The organism is Haloechinothrix sp. LS1_15, assembly GCF_033042135.1.
Classification (GTDB): Bacteria; Actinomycetota; Actinomycetes; order Mycobacteriales; family Pseudonocardiaceae; genus Haloechinothrix.
The window spans coordinates 22,187-37,172 of the sequence record NZ_WBXM01000003.1 but is presented as its reverse complement, the minus strand read 5'-3'; the positions used below and the strand labels follow the sequence as shown (position 1 = coordinate 37,172).

At 70.4% G+C, this 14,986-nt stretch carries 11 protein-coding genes; 9 read left to right on the top strand and 2 right to left on the bottom strand.

The features are described from left to right. Positions 1 to 8 precede the first annotated feature (8 nt). The 7 genes from F8178_RS05360 (at position 9) to F8178_RS05330 (ending at position 8,624) form a co-directional block, all read left to right on the top strand. Positions 9 to 1,322, top strand: a complete 1,314-nt coding sequence (locus F8178_RS05360; protein ID WP_396345074.1) for an aspartate aminotransferase family protein — start codon at positions 9 to 11, stop codon at positions 1,320 to 1,322. A 210-nt stretch (positions 1,323 to 1,532) separates the two neighbouring features. Then, positions 1,533 to 3,017, top strand: coding sequence for an aminobutyraldehyde dehydrogenase (locus tag F8178_RS05355; RefSeq protein ID WP_317493536.1), 1,485 nt, complete (start codon positions 1,533 to 1,535; stop codon positions 3,015 to 3,017). After that, positions 3,014 to 4,213: an ABC transporter ATP-binding protein gene (locus F8178_RS05350; protein WP_317493535.1), complete on the top strand. Its 1,200-nt coding sequence runs from the start codon at positions 3,014 to 3,016 to the stop codon at positions 4,211 to 4,213. The genes F8178_RS05355 and F8178_RS05350 overlap by 4 nt, the downstream gene beginning before the upstream one ends. Positions 4,214 to 4,286: 73 nt before the next feature. Next, a complete protein-coding gene (locus F8178_RS05345; protein ID WP_317493534.1) occupies positions 4,287 to 5,447 on the top strand; it encodes a spermidine/putrescine ABC transporter substrate-binding protein in 1,161 nt (386 codons plus the stop codon). Continuing rightward, on the top strand, positions 5,444 to 6,307 hold the full coding sequence (locus tag F8178_RS05340; protein WP_317493533.1) for an ABC transporter permease: 864 nt from the start codon (positions 5,444 to 5,446) through the stop codon (positions 6,305 to 6,307). Before F8178_RS05345 ends, F8178_RS05340 begins: the two co-directional genes overlap by 4 nt. Then, entirely contained in the window at positions 6,304 to 7,143 is an 840-nt protein-coding gene (locus F8178_RS05335) for an ABC transporter permease (RefSeq protein WP_317493532.1), read from the top strand. The genes F8178_RS05340 and F8178_RS05335 overlap by 4 nt, the downstream gene beginning before the upstream one ends. 56 nt (positions 7,144 to 7,199) lie before the next feature. After that, positions 7,200 to 8,624 (top strand): FAD-dependent oxidoreductase, encoded by a 1,425-nt coding sequence (locus F8178_RS05330; protein ID WP_317493531.1) that lies wholly within the window; start codon positions 7,200 to 7,202, stop codon positions 8,622 to 8,624. On the opposite strand, the gene F8178_RS05325 is transcribed toward F8178_RS05330, so the two are convergent. Continuing rightward, positions 8,614 to 10,380, bottom strand: coding sequence for a PucR family transcriptional regulator (locus F8178_RS05325; protein WP_317493530.1), 1,767 nt, complete (start codon positions 10,378 to 10,380; stop codon positions 8,614 to 8,616). The two genes, F8178_RS05330 and F8178_RS05325, sit on opposite strands and share 11 nt — an antisense overlap. Before the next feature lie 150 nt (positions 10,381 to 10,530). Here F8178_RS05325 and F8178_RS05320 point away from each other — a divergent pair, with 150 nt between their 5' ends. Next, positions 10,531 to 11,835, top strand: coding sequence for an aspartate aminotransferase family protein (locus F8178_RS05320; protein ID WP_317493529.1), 1,305 nt, complete (start codon positions 10,531 to 10,533; stop codon positions 11,833 to 11,835). Then, the gene (locus tag F8178_RS05315) at positions 11,832 to 13,328 is read left to right on the top strand and encodes a CoA-acylating methylmalonate-semialdehyde dehydrogenase (RefSeq protein ID WP_317493528.1); all 1,497 of its coding nucleotides are present in this window, start codon (positions 11,832 to 11,834) and stop codon (positions 13,326 to 13,328) included. The genes F8178_RS05320 and F8178_RS05315 overlap by 4 nt, the downstream gene beginning before the upstream one ends. A 35-nt stretch (positions 13,329 to 13,363) precedes the next feature. Here F8178_RS05315 and F8178_RS05310 read toward each other — a convergent pair whose 3' ends face one another. Beyond that, the gene (locus F8178_RS05310) at positions 13,364 to 14,866 is read right to left on the bottom strand and encodes a PucR family transcriptional regulator (protein WP_317493527.1); all 1,503 of its coding nucleotides are present in this window, start codon (positions 14,864 to 14,866) and stop codon (positions 13,364 to 13,366) included. Positions 14,867 to 14,986 lie beyond the last annotated feature (120 nt).

Here is a 14,986-nt window from a genome sequence, read left to right as displayed (position 1 = left end):
ACGTCTGGATGCACTTCACCCGGCACAGCGACACCGCCGACATCCCGGTCATCGCCCGCGGCGACGGCCCGTACGTCTGGGACACCACGGGCAAGCGCTACCTGGACGGACTGGCCGGGCTGTTCGCCGTCCAGGTCGGACACGGTAGGCAGGAACTCGCCGAAGCCGCGGCGAAGCAAGCACGCGAGCTCGCCTACTTCCCGCTGTGGGGTCACGCGCACCCCGCGGCGATCGAGCTGTCCGAGCGGCTGGCATCGGCGGCCCCCGGCGACCTGAACCGGATCTTCCTCACCGTCAGCGGCGGCGAGGCCGTGGAGACGGCGTGGAAGCTCGCCAAGCAGTACTACAAGCTGCGCGGCAAGCCGATCAAGCACAAGGTCGTCAGCCGCTCACTGGCCTATCACGGCACGTCGGCGGGAGCGCTGTCGATCACCGGGCTGCCTGGGGCCAAGCAGGACTTCGAACCGCTGGTGCCCAGCACAGTGCGGGTACCCAACACCAACTTCTACCGCGCACCCGAGCACGGCGACGACTACGCCGCCTTCGGCCGGTGGGCAGCCGACCAGATCGCGCAAGCGATCGAGCTGGAGGGACCGGACACGGTCGCCGCGGTGTTCCTCGAACCGCTACAGAACACCGGCGGCTGTTTCCCGCCGCCACCCGGCTACTTCGAACGCGTCCGCGAGATCTGCGACGAACACGACGTGCTGCTGGTCTCCGACGAGGTCATCTGCGCGTTCGGCAGGCTGGGCACGGACTTCGGCGCGCGGCGCTACGGATACCAGCCCGACATCCTGACCACAGCCAAGGGGCTGACCTCCGGCTACGCCCCGCTCGGCGCGGTGCTGATCTCCGATGCCGTAGCCGAACCCTTCCGCACCGGCGCCACCACGTTCATGCACGGCTCAACCTACGGCGGCCACCCGGTCTCCTGCGCCGTCGCGATGGCCAACCTCGACATCCTGGAACGTGAAGGCATCTACGACCACGTGCAAGCCAACGAGCAGGCTTTCAGGTCCACCCTGGACAAGCTACGTGACCTGCCGATCGTCGGCGACGTGCGCGGCGCCGGCTACTTCTACGGCATCGAGCTCGTCAAGGACACCGCGACCAAGGAAACCTTCACCGACGCCGAATGCGAGCGGATCCTGCGCGGGCTGGTCTCACCCGCGCTGTTCGAACGCGGGCTGTACTGCCGCGCCGACGACCGAGGGGAACCGGTCATCCAGCTCTCCCCGCCGCTGGTGTGCGAGCAGCACCACTTCGACGAGATGGAACAGATCCTGCGCAGCACGCTCACCGAGGCCTGGCAAGCGCTGTAACGCCACCCGCCCCACCGGGGCTCCGGGGTACCACCCCGGAGCCCCGGTTCGCATGTCCACCTAATTCAGTTGCAATCGGCTAGTTTTACATCGTAATCAGTCGCAGTATAGATATTTTACAACTGAATCCGTTGCAATCCTCGGCTTCGTGTGTCAACCTGTCGTTTCAGAACATCGTGCCCCGCATCACAACCGCCGGGAGAACCGACCGTGCCCCTGACGACATCCAGCACGAGACCCGCGGTCCGCAGGCTGCGGAACTTCGTCGGCGCCGAGTACGTCGACGCCGCGGACGGCCGCACCAGTCTCCTGCTCGATCCCGCCACCGGCGAGCCCTTGGCCGAAGCGCCGGACGCGGCAGCGGCCGACATCGACGTCGCGTGTACCGCGGCGTCGGCCGCGTTCGCCAACCGGTGGCGGGATTCCACACCCGCGCAACGGCAGCTCGCGCTCAATGCCTTCGCCGATGCCGTCGAGCGGCGCGCCGACGAGCTCGTCGCCACCGAGGTCGCCAACTGCGGCAAGCCGGCCACTCCCACCCGCGACGAGGAGCTGTGGCAGGTCACCGACGCGCTGCGGTTCTTCGCCGGAGCCGCCCGCAACCTGGAAGGCAAGGCGGCAGGCGAGTACCTGGCAGGCCACACCTCGTGGGTCCGGCGCGAACCGGTCGGCGTCATCGGCGCGATCACACCGTGGAACTACCCGATGGCGATGGCCGCCTGGAAGATCGGGCCCGCGCTGGCGGCAGGCAACACGCTGGTGCTCAAACCCTCCGAGACCACCCCGATGACCACGCTGCTGCTCGCCGAGATCGCCGCCGAATACCTCCCCCCTGGCGTGTTCAACGTGGTCTGCGGCGGGCGGGAGGCCGGCCGCGCGCTGGTGACCCACCCGATCCCCCGCATGGTCTCGCTGACCGGCTCCACCCGCGCGGGCCACGAGGTGGCGGGTGCCGCGGCGGGCGATCTCAAGCGGGTGCACCTCGAGCTGGGCGGCAAGGCGCCCGTGGTGGTTTTCGACGACGCCGACGTGACCAAGGCGGCAGCGGGCATCGCCGAGGCAGCCTATTTCAACGCCGGGCAGGACTGCACCGCCGCCACCCGTGTGCTGGCAGGGCCCGGCATCCACGACGAGCTCGCCGCCGCCCTGGCCGAGCAGGCAAGGCGCACCGTCACCGACGCCCCCGACAACCCCGACGCCACCTACGGGCCGCTGAACAACGCCGACCAGCTCGCCAGGGTGCGCGGGTTCCTCGACCGCGCACCCGACCACGCCACCGTGCTGGCCGGAGGCGACCCCGTCGACCGTCCGGGATACTTCTTCTCCCCCACCGTCGTCTCCGGGCTGCGCCAGGGCGACGAGATGGTCACCGACGAGATCTTCGGGCCGGTCATCACCGTGCAACGCTTCACCGAAGAGGACACTGCCGTGGCCTGGGCCAACTCGGTGCGCTACGGGCTCGCCTCCAGCGTGTGGACCCGCGACCATGCCAAGGCGCTGCGCGTGTCCCGCAGGCTCGACTTCGGCTGCGTGTGGATCAACACCCACATCCCGATCACCGCGGAGATGCCGCACGGGGGCTTCAAGCACTCCGGCTACGGCAAGGACCTCTCGGCGTACAGCTTCGAGGACTACACCCGCATCAAGCACGTGATGAGCCACATCGGTGGCCCCGGACAGGAGAACCTCGCATGACAGTCACCACACCCGAGTCCCGGATCGCGGCGGGCGGCGCCGCGGCAGGGAGCGGCCCGTCACCGGCGATCAACCTGGTGGATGTGTCCAAGACCTACCGCTCCGGCAGCGAGACCGTGACCGCGGTACGCGAGGTCGACCTGGACATCGACGCGGGTGAGTTCTTCTCGCTACTCGGCCCGTCCGGCTGCGGCAAGACCACCACGATGCGGATGATCGCCGGTTTCGACGAACCCACCGAGGGCGATGTCCGGCTGGCAGGCCGGTCGGTGCTCGGTGTGCCGGCCAACCACCGCGACGTCAACATGGTGTTCCAGAGCTACGCGCTGTTCCCCCACATGTCCGTTCGGGACAACGTCGCGTTCGGGCTGAAACGCCGGAAGGTTCCCGGCGCCGAGATCACCCGCCGGGTCGGGGAGATGCTCGAACTCGTCGAACTCGGCGACCGGGCCAAGCACAAGCCTGCCCAGCTGTCCGGCGGCCAGCAGCAGCGGGTCGCACTGGCCCGCGCGCTTGTCAACCGGCCAGGCGCGCTGCTACTGGACGAACCCCTCGGCGCGCTGGACCTCAAGCTCCGGCAATCCATGCAACACGAGCTCAAGCGCATCCAGCGCGAGGTCGGCATCACCTTCGTCTACGTCACCCACGACCAGGGCGAGGCGCTGACCATGTCGGACCGGATCGCGGTGATGAACAACGGCATCGTCGAACAGCTCGGCACCCCCGCGGAGGTCTACGAGCAGCCTGCCAGCCGGTTCGTCGCCGGGTTCATCGGCACCTCCAACCTGCTGTCCGGCACCGCCGCGGCCACCGGCGACGGCTGCTCGCAGGTCCGGCTGCCCGACGGTCAGGTCGTGCTGGCCTGCACTCCGCTGCGCCAGGGCACGGCAGTGGACATCACCGTACGCCCCGAGAAGATCGCGATCACCACCGCCGAACCCGCACCGGAACGCAGCCGGGTACGCGGCACCGTCACCGACACCGTCTACCTCGGATCGGCCACCCACTACACGGTCACCCTGCCCTGCGGCACCGACATGGTGGTCTTCGCCCAGAACGCATCCGACGCCGCCGAACTCGCCACCCCTGGCACCGCCGTCTGGCTGTCCTGGCAGCCACGCCACTCCTTCGTCCTGCCCGAGCACACCCCCGACGAGCCCACCGCGCCCATGACTGAAAGGGACGACCATGCCTGACCCTCGCCACCCCAGATCCCTGCCCCCCGCCCTGGCACGTGGCCTCACCCGCGCCCGCGTCAACCGGAGGAGCATGCTCAAGCTCACCGGACTGGGCGCGGCCGGACTGGCGCTGTCCGGCTGCGGCATCGGCGGCGAAGGCGCGAGCGGCGTCGACGCCGACGACTTCTGGGCGGACAAGGAGGAGACCGGTCACCTGCGGTTCGCCAACTGGCCGCTGTACATGGACCCCGACCGGACCCCGCTGCGGAAGTTCACCGACGCCACCGGCATCACCGTCGACTACCACGAGGACATCAACGAGAACTCCTCGTTCGCAGGCGAGATCCAGCCGCGGCTGGCCAACGGCGATCCCATCGGCTACGACCTGATGGTGCTCACCAACGGCATCGAGCTGGCACGGTTCATCGCGTTGAACTACCTGGCACCGCTGGACCACGACCGGCTGCCGAACTTCGCCCGGCACGCGGGCCCGAGCTACAAGGACCCAGCCTTCGACCCCGGCAACACCTACACCGTGCCGTACGCGTCCGGCATCACCGGGATCGCCTACAACCCGGATTTCGTCGACCGGGAGATCACCAGCATCGCCGACCTGTGGGATCCCGCTTTCGAGGGCAAGGTCGGGATGCTGGCCGACGCGCAGGAGATCGCGAACTTCGGCCTGCTGGCCAACGGCGTGTCGCCCGCGGAATCCACCGAGGACGACTGGGAAGCCGCAGCCGGGAAGCTGAAGGAACAGCGCGATGCCGGCATCGTCCGTGCCTACTACGAGCAGGACTTCATCCAGCCGCTGACCAACGGCGACGTCTGGCTCGCCATGGCCTGGTCCGGCGACATCTTCCAGCAGAACGCCGAGGAGGGCACCAACCTGAAGTTCGTCGTGCCCGACGAGGGCGCCACGCTGTGGACCGACAGCCTCATGCTGCCGCTCACCTCCGAGGCACCGGTCGACGCGATCCAGCTGATGGACTTCCTCTTCCGCCCGGAGATCGCCGCCGACCTGACCGAGTACATCGGTTACGTCCCGCCGGTGCCGGAGACCGAGCAGCTCCTGGCTGACCGCGCGGCCGAGGCCTCCGGTGCCGACCGGGAGTACCTGGCGGAGCTGGCAGGCAGCCCACTGGTGTTCCCGACCGAGGAGGACTACGCCAAACTGCACAGTTACGTCACCCTCGAACCCGGCGAGGAGGACGGGTTCCTGTCGACGTTCCAGGCGATCACGCAGTCATGACGGGAACACGACGCAAGCTGGTGCCGTACCTGCTGGCACTGCCCGCGTGGGCGTGGCTGGCGCTGTTCTTCGTCACGCCGCTGGCAGGCATGCTGGCACTGTCGCTGTCCACCGGGAACGTGGTATCCGGGTTCCAGCAGGCCTTCGCGGTCGGCAACTACCTCGACGGGATCACCACCTACGGCGAGCAGATCACCCGGTCGCTGCTGTACGGCGGCGCGGCCACGCTGGTCTGCCTCGTCCTCGGTTTCCCTGTGGCGTACTGGATCGCCTTCAACGGCGGCAAGCACAAGGGCACCTACCTGCTCCTGATCCTGCTGCCGTTCTTCGTGTCGTTCGTGCTGCGCACGATCTCGTGGCGGTTCACCCTCAGCGACAACGGGGTGGTGCTTGGCACGCTGAAGAGCATCGGAGTGCTTCCTAGCGAGTTCTCGGTGCTCAACAGCGCCCCGGCCGTGGTGTTCGGGCTGGCCTACAACTTCCTGCCGTTCATGGTGCTGCCGATCTACGCGGTGCTGGAGCGCATGGACCCGCGGGTGGTGGAAGCCGCCTACGACCTCTACGCCGGCCGTGTGCAGGCTTTCCTCCGGGTCATCCTGCCGATGGCACTGCCAGGGGTGTTCGCCGGCGGGCTCATGACGTTCATCCCGACCAGCGCCGACTACGTCAACGCGACGGTTCTCGGCGGCACCCACAACACCATGATCGGCAACATCATCCAGACCCAGTACCTGGTGAACAACGCCTACCCCATCGCAGCCGCGCTGACGTTCACGCTGATGGCGCTGTTGCTTGCCGGGATCTTCGCCTACGCCCGAGCGCTGGGCACCGAACGGGTGATGGAGGTGCAGGCCAAATGACCACCGCGACCACCCAACCCGCCGCACCGCGTCAGGTCCCGCCTGCCACCCCGGCACGGCCGCGCCGACGCATCGACTGGGGCAAGTACGTCACCTGGGGCGTGCTGGCCTGGCTGTTCGTGCCGATCGCGTTCATGATCGCCTTCAGCTTCAACGACGTCGCCGGCAGACACAACGTCCGCTGGGAAGGCTTCACCCTGCGCTGGTACGGACAGGCCTTCGCCTACCCCGACCTCACGCGCGCGCTGCTGTACTCGCTGGCCGTGGCGGCGCTGACGATGCTCATCGCAGGCGCCATCGGCAGCCTGCTCGGCCTGGCACTCGGCCGGTACCGCTTCTCCGGCAAGAACAGCAGCAACGCGGTCATGTTCGCAGCCATCTGCGCGCCCGAGGTGGTCATCGGCGCCGCGCTGCTGTCGCTGTTCCTGCTTGCCGGGGTCACTACCGGGTTCACCACGATCGTGATCGCCCACGTGATGTTCTCGGTGTCCTTCGTGGCCATCACCGTGCGAGCCAGGGCGATCACGCTCGACCCGCAGCTCGAGGAAGCCGCCCGCGACCTCGGTGCCGGCCCGTGGGCCACGTTCCGGCTGGTGACGCTGCCTGCTCTCGCGCCTGCCATCATGGCAGGGGGCCTGCTGGCGTTCGCGCTGTCCATCGACGACTACATCATCACCTCGTTCGTCAGCGGCGAGGTCACCACCTTCCCGCTGTGGATCTGGGGATCGACCCGGGTAGGGATCCCGCCCCAGGTGAACGTGATGGGCACGCTCGTGTTCGCGCTCGGCGTGCTGCTCGCGGTGATCAATGTGATCCTCGCGAGGAGGAGGCGCTGAGCACCAACCGGCAGGTAGCCACCGTGAACGCGACGACGGAACGGACGTGATAGCTCGTGAGTGGGACAACGGTCGATCCCGTGACCACCTCGCTGGCCGATGTCGAGCCCGCGGTTTTCTGGCTGGACCCCCGTATCGGCGGGCACGACGTTCCCGCCGCGAACCCCCCACTGTCCGGACGGGACGCCGCCGACCTCGCGGTGGTCGGCGGCGGTTACAGCGGGCTGTGGGCGGCGCTGCTGGCCAAGGAACGCGACCCGGATACCGAGGTGGTGCTGCTTGAGGGACGCACGGTCGGCTGGGCAGGATCCGGCCGTAACGGCGGCTTCTGCGCCGCCAGCCTGACGCACGGCTACGGCAACGGCGCGCAGCGATGGCCTGCCGAGATCGACGAGCTGGAGCGACTCGGCATGACCAACCTGGACGGCATCGAGGACACGGTGCGCCGCTACGGCATCGACTGCGAGTTCGAACGGACCGGCGAACTCACCGTGGCCACGACCCCGTGGCAGGCTGAGGAGCTCGCCGCCGAGGCCGAGCAGCAACGCGCGGCTGGCGGTACCGCGGAGTACCTCGACGCGCGGCAGGTGCGGGCCATGGTCGACTCCCCCACCTATCTCGGGGGCCTGTTCGACCGGCGCGGAGTTGCGATGCTGCACCCCGGCAAGCTGGTCTGGGGACTCCGCGCGGCCTGCGAGTCGCTCGGCGTGCGGATCCACGAGCACAGCCCGGTGCGCGGCATCCACCGCGAGGCCGGTGGGCTGCGGCTGGAAACCCCGGGGGGTTCGCTGCGCGCGCCGCGCGTGGCCTGGGCTGGCGGCGCGTTTCCCGGCCCGTTGCGGCGGCTGCGGCACTACCTCGCGCCGGTGTACGACTATGCGCTGGTGACCGAGCCGCTGACCGAGCGACAGCGGGCGTCGATCGGCTGGGCGGAACGCAACGGGATGGCCGACGCCGGCAACCTGTTCCACTACTACCGACTGACCGCGGACAACCGCATCCTGTGGGGCGGTTACGACATCGTCCACCATTTCGGTGGCCGCATCCGGGACGCCTACGACCAGCGCCAGGAGACGTTCACCCGCCTCGCGCGGCACTTCTTCGAGACGTTCCCCCAGCTCGCCGGGCTACGGTTCAGCCACGGTTGGGGCGGGGTGATCGACACCTGCAGCCGGTTCAGCGCCTTCTTCGGCACCGCCCACGGGGGCAGGCTCGCCTACGCCGCGGGCTACACCGGGCTCGGGGTAGGCGCGACCCGGTTCGGCGCGCAGGTGATGCTCGACCTGCTGGCCGGTGGGGAGACCGAGCGCACCCGGCTGGAAATGGTGCGGAGCAAGCCGCTGCCGTTCCCGCCGGAGCCGGTCCGCTCGGCAGGGATCTGGGCCACGCTGCGGGCCACCGAGGCCGCCGAGCGCAACGGCGGGCGGCGCAACCTGTGGCTGCGCACCCTGGACCGGCTGGGTATGGGGTTCAACAGCTGAGCGCAGCGCCTCCCCACCCCGTCGCCTCGGCCACCAGCAGGGCCAGGTGCAGCGATGTGCGCACCTCGGCGTCGGCCAGTTCGACGGCGAGGATGCGCTCGACGCGGCGGAGCCGCTCGTAGTAGGCGGGCCGTGACAGGTGCAGTGACGCCGCGGCGGCGGCGCGATTGCCCCCGTGCTCGAGCTCGGCGCGCAGCGCACCGAGCAGCGCGGTGCCGTGCGCCTCGTCGTGCGCGGCCAGCGCGCCGAGCTCCCGCTCCGCGAACGCTGTCACCCGGTCGTCGCCGCCGAGCAGCCGCAGCAGACCCCGCACATGGACATCGCCGAGCCGGTGACACAGTTGCCGCGACGGGCCGGACGTGGCGGCAGCGGCAGCAACCTGGTCGGCCTCGGCGAGACTGCGCCGGATCGCGACCGGCTCGGTGACCACGTTGCCCGCGGCCACGATCGTCGGCACGGTGCGCGGCATGGCCGCCACCGCCCGGTGGACCTGCCGCGCGAACCGGTCGGTGGCCGCGATGGCCGCGGCGTTCGCGGTGTCCCCGTCAGAGGTGGCCGGCAGCGATAGCAGGCAGCCTACGGTGTTGTCGCTGGTGACCCCGATCAGCGCGGGAAGCTCCTCGTGCCGCGCCGCCGAGGCCGCTACCTCGGCGAGATCCCGGACGGCCTGCTGCGCGGCGAGCGTGGCAGGCGCCGCGGGCGCCGTCCGCGCTTCCGGTTCGTTCCGACCCGCACTCGGCTGGCCGGGCGCGGTATGCGGCATTACCGTGACCCCCACGAGCATCCGGCCGCGCACCGGCACGCCCGCCTCAGCGCAACGGTCGAACACCGTCCCCGCCGTCCCGGCCTGCCCGGCCTGCCCGGCCTGCCCGGCCTGCCCGGTCAGCTCGGTCAGCTCGGTCAGCTCGGTCAGCGCCGCCAGCAGCGAACGGTGGGTCTGCCGCTCCAGGCTCTCCCGCTCGCGGGTGGCCAGCCGGTCCAACGCCAGTGCCGCCGCGGCCCGCTCCAGGCGCACCGTCTCGCGACGCGACGGCTCCTCGGGCGCGAGCAGCACCAACCTGCCCCAGTCGTCGCCACGGGCACCGACCGGTGTCACCAGCCAGCCGAGTTCGGGGTGGTACGTGGTGCGCCCCGAGGGTTCGATCGCGCGGGACCGCCGCTCCCAGCCGGCGAGCAATTCCGCCGGCGCCTCCCCCGCCAGGTCATAACCCAGGATCTGGTGCCGTATCGACTCGAGCACCACCGGCAGGCCCGCGCCGCGTGCCACCTCAGCCAGGATGTCGCGCTGACCCGCACCCGAGACGCTCAGCTCGGTGAATGTCTCGTGGATCCGCTCAACCGCCCGGAGCTCGGCCAGCTGCGCGTCCACGATGCGCTCGCCAACCTGCTGCGTCACCGACACGAACCGGGTTTCGCGGGCCAGCGTCACCAGCGGGAGATCCGCCTGCTCACAGGCACGCCGCAACGCCTCCGGCGGGCCGCCGGTCCACCGGCGCCCGAGCTCGATCACCAGCCCCGCCGCGTCCACCCCGGCCAGCTCGGCGACATAGCTTGCCAGTCCGGCCTCCTCCTCCGGCAACGCGATGCCGGTGGTGAGCACGAGCTCACCACCGCGCAGCAGGTGCGCGATGTCGGCGAGCTCCGCAGAGTGCACCCAGCGCACCGGCCGGGACAGCCCCGCTGCGCCTGCCGCCACACGCGGCGACGCCCGGCGCAGCACCGGCATCGCCAGCACCTCGGACACCGTGGGGAGCATCCGCCACCCGCTTCCATCTCGTTACCGGCACGCTCGTTGAGTTTACATAGTGTCGGATACTCACCGGAATATCCGACATCATGTCGGTTCCATTCCGTGCGACTGCGGGGTTGGCTGGAAGGACACCACCGGAACGAGCGGGAGGCCGCTATGCCCCACGACGAGCTACTGCGACGGCATCGCGCGGTGATGCCGGACTGGCTGACCCTCTACTACGATGCGCCCATCGAGATCACCGGCGGGAACGGCAGGCACGTCACCGACGGCGAGGGGCGCACCTATCTCGACTTCTTCGCAGGCATCCTCACCAATGCCCTCGGCTACGGCGTGCCCGAGATCGGCGCCGCCGTGTCCGGCCAGCTGGACACCGGCGTGGTGCACACCTCGACGCTGTACCTCATCCGGCAGCAGGTCGCGCTGGCGGAACGGATCGCAGAGCTGTCCGGCATCCCCGACGCCAAGGTGTTCTTCACCAGCTCGGGCACCGAGGCCAACGAGGCGGCGCTGCTGCTGGCCACCCAGTACCGCCGGTCCAACCAGGTACTGGCGCTGCGCAACTCCTACCACGGCAGGGCGTTCGCCACCATGGGCGTGACCGGTAACCGTGGCTGGTCGGCATCGGCGCTGAGCCCGGTGCAGGTCAGCTATGTGCACGGCGGGTACCGGTTGCGTGGTCCGCTGGCCGGATTGTCCGATGCGGACTACATCGATGCCTGCGTCGCCGATCTGCGGGAAGTGCTGGCCACCACGACATCGGGGGACGTCGCCTGCCTGATCGCCGAACCGGTCCAGGGTGTGGGCGGGTTCGCCACGCCACCGGACGGGTTGCTCGGCGCCTACCGGGAGGTACTCGACGAGCACGGTATCCTGCTGATTTCCGACGAGGTACAAACCGGCTGGGGACGCACCGGGGAGCACTTCTGGGGGATCGGGGCGCACGGCACCACCCCGGACGCGATGACGTTCGCCAAGGGGCTCGGCAACGGCTTCGCCATCGGCGGCGTGGTCGCCCGCGCCGAACTGATGGACTGCCTGTCCGCGAACTCCATCTCCACCTTCGGCGGGAACCCGCTTGCCACCGCCGCCGCCTCGGCCACGCTCGACTACGTGCTCGACCACGACCTGCAGGCCAACGCCGCCGAGCGCGGCGCGTACCTGGCCGGACGGCTGCGTGAAGCGCAGCAGCGGCACCCGGTGATCGGCGAGGTACGGGGCAAGGGACTGATGCTCGGTGTCGAGCTGGTCGACCCCGGCACCACCGACCCAGCGCCGGGCGTGGCCACTGCCGTGCTGGAAGCGACCCGAGCCGCCGGGTTACTGATCGGCAAGGGGGGTCTGCACGGCAACGTGCTGCGCATCGCGCCGCCGATGACACTCACCGATGACGAGGCCGCCGAGGGGGCGCGGATCCTCGTCGACGCGATCGCCACTGTGGACAAGGAGCTGGCCGCATGACCGGGAACGACATCACGCACTGGGTCGACGGCGCCGGGTGGGCGGGCACCGCCGGGCGGACCGGGGACGTCTACGACCCCGCGACCGGGCAGGTGACCGCGCGGGTGTGCCTGGCCTCCGAATCCGATGTCGACCACGCCGTCACCTCCGCGGCGCGCGCCTACCCCCGCTGGCGGGACACCTCGCTGGCCCGCCGCACCGCCGTGCTGTTCGCCTTCCGCAGACTACTGGCCGAGCACGCAGGCGAGGTCGCCGCCGCGATCACCGCCGAGCACGGCAAGGTGCTCGACGACGCCGCCGGGGAAGTGCAGCGTGGCCTCGAGGTGGTCGACTTCGCCTGCGGGCTCGGGCACCTGCTCAAGGGCGACTTCACCGAGAACGCCTCCAGCGGCATCGACGTGTACTCGATCCGCCAGCCGCTCGGCGTGGTGGCGGTGATCTCGCCGTTCAACTTCCCTGCCATGGTGCCGCTGTGGTTCCTGCCGCTGGCGATCGCCTGCGGCAACAGCGTCGTGCTCAAGCCGAGCGAGAAGGACCCGTCGGCGTCGCTGCTGCTCGCGCGGCTGCTGCGCGAGGCGGGACTGCCGGACGGCGTGTGCACGGTGGTCCACGGCGACCGGGTCGCCGTGGACGCGCTGCTGGCGCACCCGGACATCGCGGCGGTGTCGTTCGTCGGTTCGACGCCGGTCGCTCGGTCGGTGTACGAGACCGGCACCCGGCACGGCAAACGGGTGCAGGCGCTGGGCGGCGCCAAGAACCACATGGTGGTGCTGCCGGATGCCGACCTCGACCTGGCCGCCGACGCCGCGGTGGGTGCCGGTTTCGGTTCCGCGGGAGAGCGCTGCATGGCGATCTCGGCGCTGGTGGCGGTCGACCCGGTCGGCGACGAGCTGGTGGAGCGGATCGCCAAGCGCATCGGTGCCCTGCGCACCGGCGACGGGAGGCGGGGCTGCGACATGGGCCCGCTGGTCACCGCCGAGCACCGGGACCGGGTGGCCTCCTATGTGGAGGCCGGGATCGCCAGCGGCGCCACGCTGGTTGCCGACGGGCGATCGGTGATCCCGGACGGCGACCCCGGCGGGTTCTGGCTGGGTCCCACACTGTTCGACCACGTCACCCCGGACATGAGCATCTACACCGACGAGATTTTCGGACCGGTGCTCTCGGTGCTGCGTGCACCCTCCTACGAGGCCGCGGTCGAGCTGGTCAACGCCAGCCCGTACGGCAACGGCACCGCGATCTTCACCACCGACGGCCGTGCGGCTCGCCGCTACCAGAACGAGGTGGAGGTCGGCATGGTCGGTATCAACGTGCCGATCCCGGTTCCCGTGGCCTACCACTCCTTCGGCGGCTGGAAGGCCTCGCTGTTCGGCGACGCGCACGCCTACGGCACCCACGGTGTGGATTTCTACACCCGCACGAAGGCCGTCACGTCGCGGTGGCCGGACCCCGGAAGCGACGGGGTTCAGCTGGGATTCCCCCGCAACAGCTGACACAGGCCGGATGCCCCTGCCCCGGACTCAGCGGCTCAGTCGCGGTCGAGGTGTTGCAGGGAGAGCCAGAACTCCGCGCGGGTGCCGGGGGAATCCAGGTCGGCGCCGGTGAGTTCGGCGACCTTGGCCATGCGGTTGCGCAGTGTGTGGCGGTGCACACCGAGCCGCGCCGCGGCGGGGTCCCACTGGCCGTGGTGGCGTAGCCACTCGCGCAGCGAGGCGACGAGCTCGCCCCTACCCGCAGCGTCGTGCCGGAACAGCGGGGCGAGCAGCGACTCGGCGAACGCCCGCGCGTCGCCTGCTGGCAGGAGGCTCAGCAGCCCGTGCCCGGCAAGCTCGCCGAACTCCAGCGACCGGGCTCCGGTACGGCGCGCCACCTCGGCCGCGCGGGTGGCCTGCCGGTGGGCCCGCGCCACGTCGGCGTAACCGCCCGGATCCGACACACCGAGGTGTAACTCCGTGACCCGACCAGCCTGCCACGACCGCAGCCCGGCCGCGGTGGCGTCCGCGCCGGTGAGCACCAGCAGGTAGCCGTCCACTTCGGCGGCGAAGCTGCCGCCCGCGGCAGGCGCCGAAGCGAGCAGCTCCAGCGCCGCCTCCCGCGCGGCGCTGTCGCCTGCCACAGCCACCAGCCGCACCGGCTCCTCCGGCAGCGACCCCCATACTTCCTCGGCGGCCTCGACGGCGTCGCCGACCCTGCCTGCCAGGATGAGCCGCATGATCCCGGTACGCAGGTGCCCCAGCGCGGTCTCCTGCCCGCGCGATCCCGCCAGCACCAGCGTCAGCAACGCCGCCGCGCTGCTGAGCACGTGCTGGTCGGTACGGCTCAGCCCCGGCGAGCGCCCCACGGCGAGGTAGGCGCGCGGCCGCTCCCCCAGCGTCTGTACCACCACCTGCTCCCCGCCCGCGGTGACGGTGGCGCTGGCAGGCCCCGTGCGGGCACGCAGCCGGTCGATCTCACCGGACACGGTGGCCACGCGCCGCTTCGCTGAGGCGGGCGCGGCGTGCTCCACCTCGCCCGCACCGTCCAGCAGCAGCGCCCAGCCCCCCAGCAGCCGCGCCAGGGTACGTACCACCCCACCGCGCCCCGCGCTGCCCAGCGCGGCCCGGGTCAGCTCCTGCCGCGCCGCGTTGGTGGTGGTGACCTCGGCGTAGGTTTCGGCGGCCAGCGCCGCCGAGACGGATTTGCTGATCGCGATGAACGGGGTGGGCCGGGGCACCTCCAGCAGCGGCAGGCCAACCGCCTCGGCCTCGGCGAGCAGCCCGCCGGGGATCTCCGCGTGGGACAGCCCGACACCGAACCCGAGGGCGGTACCACCGCCTTCGGTGAAGCGGCGCACGAACCCGGCGAGGTCGCTGCCGGGATGCAGGGACAGGCCGGTGGTCAACAGCAGCTCCCCGCCCTCGAGGAACGGTGTCGGGTCGGTGAGCTCACTGACGTGCACCCAGGTGATCTCCCGGTCGAGGCCGCCCTCCCCTGCCCGCACCCGCAACCCGAGCTGCTGGTCGGCCACCAGTTCCCGCACCGTCGGCGGCATTGCGCCCTCCCCTTCCCGACGAGGATCCCCGACACGGAATTGACAGAGTGTCGATATTACCGCAGCAAACTGTCCATATCTGGCACTGACCGTGCCGATGCCGCGCCCCGAGTATGGAGC

What these genes read in the sequence shown, in the direction of transcription:
- F8178_RS05360 (WP_396345074.1), top strand. Translation starts at nt 9, where the DNA reads ATGCACTTCACCCGGCACAGCGACACCGCCGACATCCCGGTCATCGCC.
- F8178_RS05350 (WP_317493535.1), top strand. Translation starts at nt 3,014, where the DNA reads ATGACAGTCACCACACCCGAGTCCCGGATCGCGGCGGGCGGCGCCGCG.
- F8178_RS05345 (WP_317493534.1), top strand. Translation starts at nt 4,287, where the DNA reads ATGCTCAAGCTCACCGGACTGGGCGCGGCCGGACTGGCGCTGTCCGGC.
- F8178_RS05340 (WP_317493533.1), top strand. Translation starts at nt 5,444, where the DNA reads ATGACGGGAACACGACGCAAGCTGGTGCCGTACCTGCTGGCACTGCCC.
- F8178_RS05335 (WP_317493532.1), top strand. Translation starts at nt 6,304, where the DNA reads ATGACCACCGCGACCACCCAACCCGCCGCACCGCGTCAGGTCCCGCCT.
- F8178_RS05325 (WP_317493530.1), bottom strand. Translation starts at nt 10,380, where the DNA reads ATGCTCCCCACGGTGTCCGAGGTGCTGGCGATGCCGGTGCTGCGCCGG.
- F8178_RS05320 (WP_317493529.1), top strand. Translation starts at nt 10,531, where the DNA reads ATGCCCCACGACGAGCTACTGCGACGGCATCGCGCGGTGATGCCGGAC.
- F8178_RS05315 (WP_317493528.1), top strand. Translation starts at nt 11,832, where the DNA reads ATGACCGGGAACGACATCACGCACTGGGTCGACGGCGCCGGGTGGGCG.
- F8178_RS05310 (WP_317493527.1), bottom strand. Translation starts at nt 14,866, where the DNA reads ATGCCGCCGACGGTGCGGGAACTGGTGGCCGACCAGCAGCTCGGGTTG.